This window comes from Sporosarcina sp. SAFN-015, from assembly GCF_059415085.1.
On the sequence record NZ_JBPFDR010000010.1, the window covers coordinates 151293 to 157683 of the forward strand.

The 6391-nt window shown below is 42.4% G+C and carries 6 protein-coding genes; 4 read left to right on the plus strand and 2 right to left on the minus strand.

All coding sequences use genetic code 11. The features are described 5' to 3' along the window. Positions 1-77: 77 nt before the first annotated feature. Entirely contained in the window at positions 78-404 is a 327-nt protein-coding gene (locus ACR65H_RS16485) for a protein YqfZ (RefSeq protein WP_440501758.1), read from the minus strand. A gap of 45 nt (positions 405-449) precedes the next feature. Continuing rightward, positions 450-953 carry a DUF1189 family protein gene (locus ACR65H_RS16490; RefSeq protein ID WP_440501760.1) on the minus strand — a complete coding sequence of 168 codons (504 nt, stop codon included), beginning with the start codon at positions 951-953 and terminating at the stop codon, positions 450-452. Positions 954-1155: 202 nt separating this feature from the next. Here ACR65H_RS16490 and ACR65H_RS16495 point away from each other — a divergent pair, with 202 nt between their 5' ends. From ACR65H_RS16495 to ACR65H_RS16510, 4 genes are all read left to right on the plus strand, one after another. Then, on the plus strand, positions 1156-2787 hold the full coding sequence (locus ACR65H_RS16495) for a Na/Pi cotransporter family protein (protein ID WP_440501761.1): 1632 nt from the start codon (positions 1156-1158) through the stop codon (positions 2785-2787). A gap of 25 nt (positions 2788-2812) precedes the next feature. After that, the gene (locus ACR65H_RS16500) at positions 2813-3298 is read left to right on the plus strand and encodes a DUF456 domain-containing protein (RefSeq protein ID WP_440501763.1); all 486 of its coding nucleotides are present in this window, start codon (positions 2813-2815) and stop codon (positions 3296-3298) included. An 85-nt stretch (positions 3299-3383) separates the two neighbouring features. Further along, positions 3384-3986 carry a superoxide dismutase SodA gene (sodA, locus tag ACR65H_RS16505; RefSeq protein ID WP_440501765.1) on the plus strand — a complete coding sequence of 201 codons (603 nt, stop codon included), beginning with the start codon at positions 3384-3386 and terminating at the stop codon, positions 3984-3986. 103 nt (positions 3987-4089) lie between these two features. Next, a complete protein-coding gene (locus tag ACR65H_RS16510) occupies positions 4090-6297 on the plus strand; it encodes a peptidoglycan D,D-transpeptidase FtsI family protein (RefSeq protein ID WP_440501767.1) in 2208 nt (735 codons plus the stop codon). The last annotated feature ends 94 nt before the right edge of the window (positions 6298-6391 follow it).

Below are 6391 nucleotides of genomic sequence, written 5' to 3' on the forward strand. Positions count from 1 at the left end.
TCCTTACAAACTCATAACTAATATCTATTTTAGCAATCAATCGGATGAAAAAACAAGGGACACCGCTTGAAACATCATTAATTGCAATTATCTTGTCCCGTTTCCGAAAGGGGAAGCTGAACGGAAAGACCGCCAATTAGCTCTTGGTTTCGAAGATGGGGATTCAGGGAATAAAAAGCTGATAATCTTTCTACAAAAGTAGATTCCGGATCTGGGTACATTGCAAAAAGGGATTCAATCGTATCACCTTGGATTGTTGTCACATGTATGCTTTCCATTTTCGTTTCTTCACAAGGCTGTTCATTCCCAAAAAACGATGCTAAAGGGATTGTCCCATCCCCCAAGTCAATTCGGATAATGTGAAAGGTAAGAAATAAAATTACGGCTACGAATAAAGTACGCATGTACATTCCCCCTTCCCACACAATATGCGGGAATTTGGAAAGTATTCATCTAGGTGCTTTTGGATAATACTTGAGAGCGACAATTAGGTAGCCAATATGGATTAAGGACGAGAAAAGAATGCCGAAAGTTTCCCAAGCTGGCAAGAAATCTAGAAATATCGTCAACAGCAATGGTACGGTGATAGCTATGGCGGCAGTCCGCCAAATAAAGCGGTATTCTATACGCCTCTTCATTAACTTGCCGATCCATATACCGATAGCTGCAAATAAGCTGATTCGGACAAATACGTAAAATGTCGAAATGACAAATTGAAAAATAAAGGCCATTGGATAAATAAGCCCGCCGATCGTTTCACTATACTCTGTCAGTTCAGGAGAAGCTTCAAACAATTCGGTATCGCCAATAGAGAAGCGAGTAATTGAAATAAGTGTCATGACGAATATAAAAAAGAAAGCATAACGGATAACGCGCCCGATTGGAAGGAGCCGGAATGCTGCAAGTTTTTTCGGCTCATGGAACGCTGCCAAAAATATTTGATGGAACTTCAAAAGTTGGACCTCCTTTACTTACTGATAGTCTACCATGTATGCAAGTGGGAAGTATGGATATCAAATTCGACAGAAGTATGACTTTTTTTCGCTGGATTGTTAAGGCTATGTAAAGATTTGCTCACTTCTATTTACAATTCGTTAACATAGTCAACATAATGGGAATGCTTAAAGATAATGTATGATGGAGGTATACTAAGTAATGGAAATAAATTGGCAGGAAGTGCTCTTTCAATTTCTAGGGGGTCTTGGGATCTTCCTATTCTCCATAAAGTATATGGGGGATGGCTTACAAAAAGCCGCAGGGGATAGGCTAAGGAGTATTTTGGATAGATTTACGACAAACCCGTTCATGGGTGTCCTCGTCGGAATTATCGTGACCGTACTCATACAGTCGAGCTCGGGTACAACTGTTATTACCGTCGGTTTGGTAAGTGCAGGCTTTATGACGCTTCGCCAGGCAATCGGCGTTATTATGGGCGCAAATATTGGGACGACGATTACAGCATTCATTATAGGTCTTGATGTGGGTGCGTATGCATTGCCAATTATGGCGCTTGGTGCAATTCTAATTTTCTTCTTTAAAAAGAATACTATTAAAAACTTTGGTGAAGTTGTATTTGGATTTGGGGGCCTATTCCTCGGGCTTGAGCTAATGAGTGAAGGAATGAAGCCTCTAAGGTCGCTCTCCGCATTCTCTGACTTTACGGTTTCAATGGCTGATCATCCAATACTTGGAGTTGTTGCGGGAACTATCTTCACACTTATCGTCCAAAGCTCAAGTGCAACTGTCGGGATATTGCAAGGGCTGTACGCAGAGAACCTTGTCTCGCTTCAAGCCGCTTTACCAATTCTTTTTGGAGATAATATCGGAACAACGATCACAGCAGTTCTTGCGTCGATTGGCGCGTCTGTGGCAGCAAGAAGAGCAGCTGCGGCACATGTTCTCTTCAACGTCGTTGGTACAATTGTTTTCATGATTCTATTATATCCGTTTACGCTTTACGTTGAGTGGATTTCAGGTCTACTAGCTCTGGAAAGTAAAATGCAAATCGCATTCGCCCACGGTACTTTCAACGTGTTGAATACCGTTATTCAATTTCCTTTAATTGGTGCTTGGGCATTACTCGTGACGAAAATTATTCCTGGTAAGGATGTGACAATCGAGTACAAACCAAAGCATTTGGATCCGAATTTTATCAATCAATCTCCTTCCGTCGCAATTGGACAAGCGAAGGAAGAAATTATTAGGATGGGTGATTTTGCGGTACAAGGTATGGAAGAAACATATGAGTATTTGAAGACGAGCAACAAACGCCATGCTGAAACAGCTTATCAGATAGAAGACGCGATCAATAATTTAGACCGTAAAATTACTGATTACCTTGTAGATATTTCTGCGGTTAATATCTCTCCGATTGAGTCTGCAAGACATGTCATGCTTATGGATACGGTACGGGATATTGAACGGATTGGAGATCACTTTGAAAATATAATCGAATTGATCGATTTCCGGGAAGTGAACCGTGTCAGATTGACTGAGGATGCGATGAAAGATTTAACAGAAATGTTCACGTTGACAATTGCTACCGTTCAAAAGGCAGTGCGCTCACTCGATATGAATGACGTCGATTTAGCGAAAGAAGTTGCTGAGCAAGAGGCTTTGATCGACAAGATGGAACGTAAATTCAGGAAGAACCATATTGTTCGTTTGAATGAAGGGCATTGTTCTGCGCAATCAGGGATGGTATTTGTCGACATCGTTTCCAACCTTGAACGAATCGGCGACCATGCTGTAAATATTGCAGAAGCCATTTTAGGAAAACGGGTATAAGATTGAAAAACAAGGAGGGAATGCAATGGAAATAGCAGGATGGATCGCAGCCATTGTCATGTTCATCATCGCCTTCATCGGTTTATTCTATCCGATCATTCCTTCCGTATTTTTCATAATCGGTGGATTCTTGTTTTATGGATGGATTGTTTCTTTTGAGGAGATGACTTGGTTGTTTTGGGTAATCCAAGTGTTGTTCGTCATTTTGCTGTTTGGTGCGGATACACTTGCGAACTTTGTTGGTGTCAAGAAATTTGGCGGTTCAAAGGCCGGTATGTGGGGAAGCACAATTGGACTGCTTATTGGTCCTTTCGTGATTCCAGTAGCGGGTATCCTCATCGGTCCATTCCTAGGTGCGTTCCTGTCAGAACTGCTAGTGACGCGTACTGGTGTAAAACAATCATTGAAAACAGGTGTAGGTTCAATTGTTGGCTTCTTCACTTCCATCGCCGCTAAAGGTGCGGTCATGTTGCTTATGATTGGAATTTTCATACTCTATGTTACAACGTAGTTCATTTCAATTGAATGGCCTCCCAAATTTTGATAATGTTTATTGTGTAGGATAAATTATGAATCAATTGAGGAGGAATGGACAAATGGCTTACAAATTACCAGAACTACCATACGCATACGATGCACTCGAGCCGCACATCGACAAAGAAACGATGAACATCCATCACACGAAACATCACAATACTTATGTGACTAACGTGAATAATGCATTGGAAGGGCACGAAGATTTGGCATCTAAATCTGTTGAAGAGCTTATTTCCAATCTGGATGCTGTTCCTGAAAACATCCGTACGGCTGTCCGTAATAACGGCGGCGGTCATGCTAACCACACATTCTTCTGGAATATCCTTTCACCAAACGGTGGCGGAAACCCAACTGGAGAACTTGCTGAAGCGATCGACAAGAAGTTTGGAAGCTTTGATGCATTCAAAGAAGAATTTGCAAAAGCGGCTGCAACTCGTTTCGGTTCAGGATGGGCTTGGCTTGTTTCCAATAACGGCGAACTTGAAATCATGTCTACTCCAAACCAAGACTCTCCATTGATGGAAGGCAAGACGCCGATCCTTGGACTTGACGTTTGGGAACATGCTTACTACTTGAACTACCAAAACAGACGCCCTGATTACGTTTCTGCATTCTGGAACGTAGTAAACTGGGATGAGGTTTCTAAAAACTTCGGTAAATAATGTAATGCAACCAGGCATATATCCTGTTCGTCAGGATATATGCCTTTTTTTATTTTAAAATGCTATAATTGAATAATGGACTAATAACGTAAGGGGAATACATATGAAAAAGCCGATGCGCAAAGTGGATCAAGCGAAAATCCGTCAACGGAAACATATTGCCTTCAGGATGAACCTACTCTTCTTTTCAATCTTCATCCTATTTTCCTTGCTCATTTTTCGACTTGGATACTTGCAGATCGTCAAAGGCGAAGAGTATACGAGAGAATTGGAGAAGAAAGAGGAAATTGCAGTCAATACGAGTGTACCTCGAGGCAGAATTTATGACCGGACAGGGAAGGTGCTTGTCGATAATAAACCTATGAATGCCATAACATATACGAAGACAACTTCCACGACTTCACAGGAAATGCTGGAAATTGCAGAAGGTTTATCCGAATTAATTCACCAAGATACGAAAAGGGTGACTATCGGAGATAAGCGAGACTTCTGGATTTTATTGCATCCCGAGGAAGCCGAGGCGAAAGTGAGTAAAAAGGAACTTAAGGAAATCAGCAAAGATGGAACTGTTTCCAAACAGGACATTCAACGCGAGGTGACTCGTTTGACACGTGAACGGATTACGGATGAAGAGCTGAACTCCTTCACGGATCACGAGCTTGAAGTGCTGGCAATCTATCGTGAAATGATGTCAGGCTATGCTTACTCCCCACAGATCATTAAAAGTGGAAATGTTACCGAAGAGGAGTTCGCAGCAGTGTCGGAACGGTTGAGTGACTTTGAAGGGGTCAATACGACGACGGACTGGGAGAGGGTGAAATTCTCGGACAGTACGATTCTTGGAACGATGACAAGTTCCATCGAAGGGATTCCAAAAAGTCATCTCGATTATTATTTGGCAAGGGATTATTCAAGGAATGACCGGATTGGCAGGAGCTATTTCGAGCAGCAATATGAGGAACTGTTGAAAGGGCAAAAAACGATCGTTAAAAATGTAAAAGATCGAACAGGTCGCGTCATTGAGACGAAAACAGTGAGAGAAGGGGAGCCGGGCAAAGATCTTGTGTTATCGATGGACAGTGATTTGCAGGAATCTTTGGAAAAACTCATATCAGAGAAGCTTCTTGAACTGAAGAAAGACTCGCGATCCGGATTGATGGACAGGGCATTCCTCATAATGATGGACCCGAATAATGGGGAAGTGCTTTCATTGGTCGGTAAACGATTAGTGAAAGATGAGGATTCGGGCAGATGGGAAGTTCGTGATTATGCGTACGGCACATTCACTTCCGCTTATGAAGTCGGATCCACTGTCAAGGTAGCGACAGTTTTGGCAGGTTATAGCGAAGGAGTTCTGTCGGTCGGTGAAGTGAAAATTGACGAACCGATGAATATTGCCGGATTATCCAAAAGATCCCTGTTCAATCAGTACGGACGGGTGGCTGTCGATGATATTACGGCGCTTGGCAGGTCTTCTAACGTTTATATGTTCAAAATCGCCATTTCAATAGGGAATGGAGTTTACAGACCTTTTAAAGCACTTCCAATTGATATTGCCGGTTTCGATAGGCTCCGTAACGCATATGCATCCTTCGGCTTAGGAGTAAAAACGGGAATCGACTTGCCTGGAGAATACACAGGTGTCACAGGTACGGATACACGTTCTGGTAAGTTGCTTGACTTTGCCATCGGACAATTTGACACATATACTCCGTTGCAGCTTGCTCAGTACGTCTCAACTGTTGCGAATGGTGGTTACAGAGTTGCACCGAAAATATTAAAGGAAATTAGAGAACCCTCAATAGATGGAGAAACGTTTGGCGCTTTATTGCAGGAAACGGAAGTGAAAGTGCTTAATCGTATAAACAATACGGAAAAAGAAATTGAACAAGTGAAAAAAGGGATGCACTACACGTACTACGGACCAAACGGGACTGCTCCGAATCTATTCAATGGGGCTTCCTACACGGCTGCTGGGAAAACGGGTACTGCTCAATCTTTCTACTATGGGGATGATAGGAGTAAGTATGGTATGGCTTCGGTGAACTTGACACATGTAGGGTATGCACCTGCTGAAAACCCTGAAGTAGCATATGCAGTTGTCATTCCATACGCTTCGACCGACCGAAGTAATTACATTTCACAAAACATAGCGATGAAAGATATCGTCAGAACGGCCCTAGACTCCTATTTTGATTTAAAAGAGGAGCGGGCGAAGACCAATGTTCCTGAAACGACCGATCAAAAAATAGACCGTCGATTTGAAAAAGAGAAAGAGAAAGAAAAAGAAAAAGAAACGAACGAGAAATGAGAAAAGCTGCCCAACCGTGATGTGACCCCTAAAAGTTAGAGTTTTATATTACGCAGCTAGTTGGCTGGTGTGAAGACGGTATTGAACCGGACTC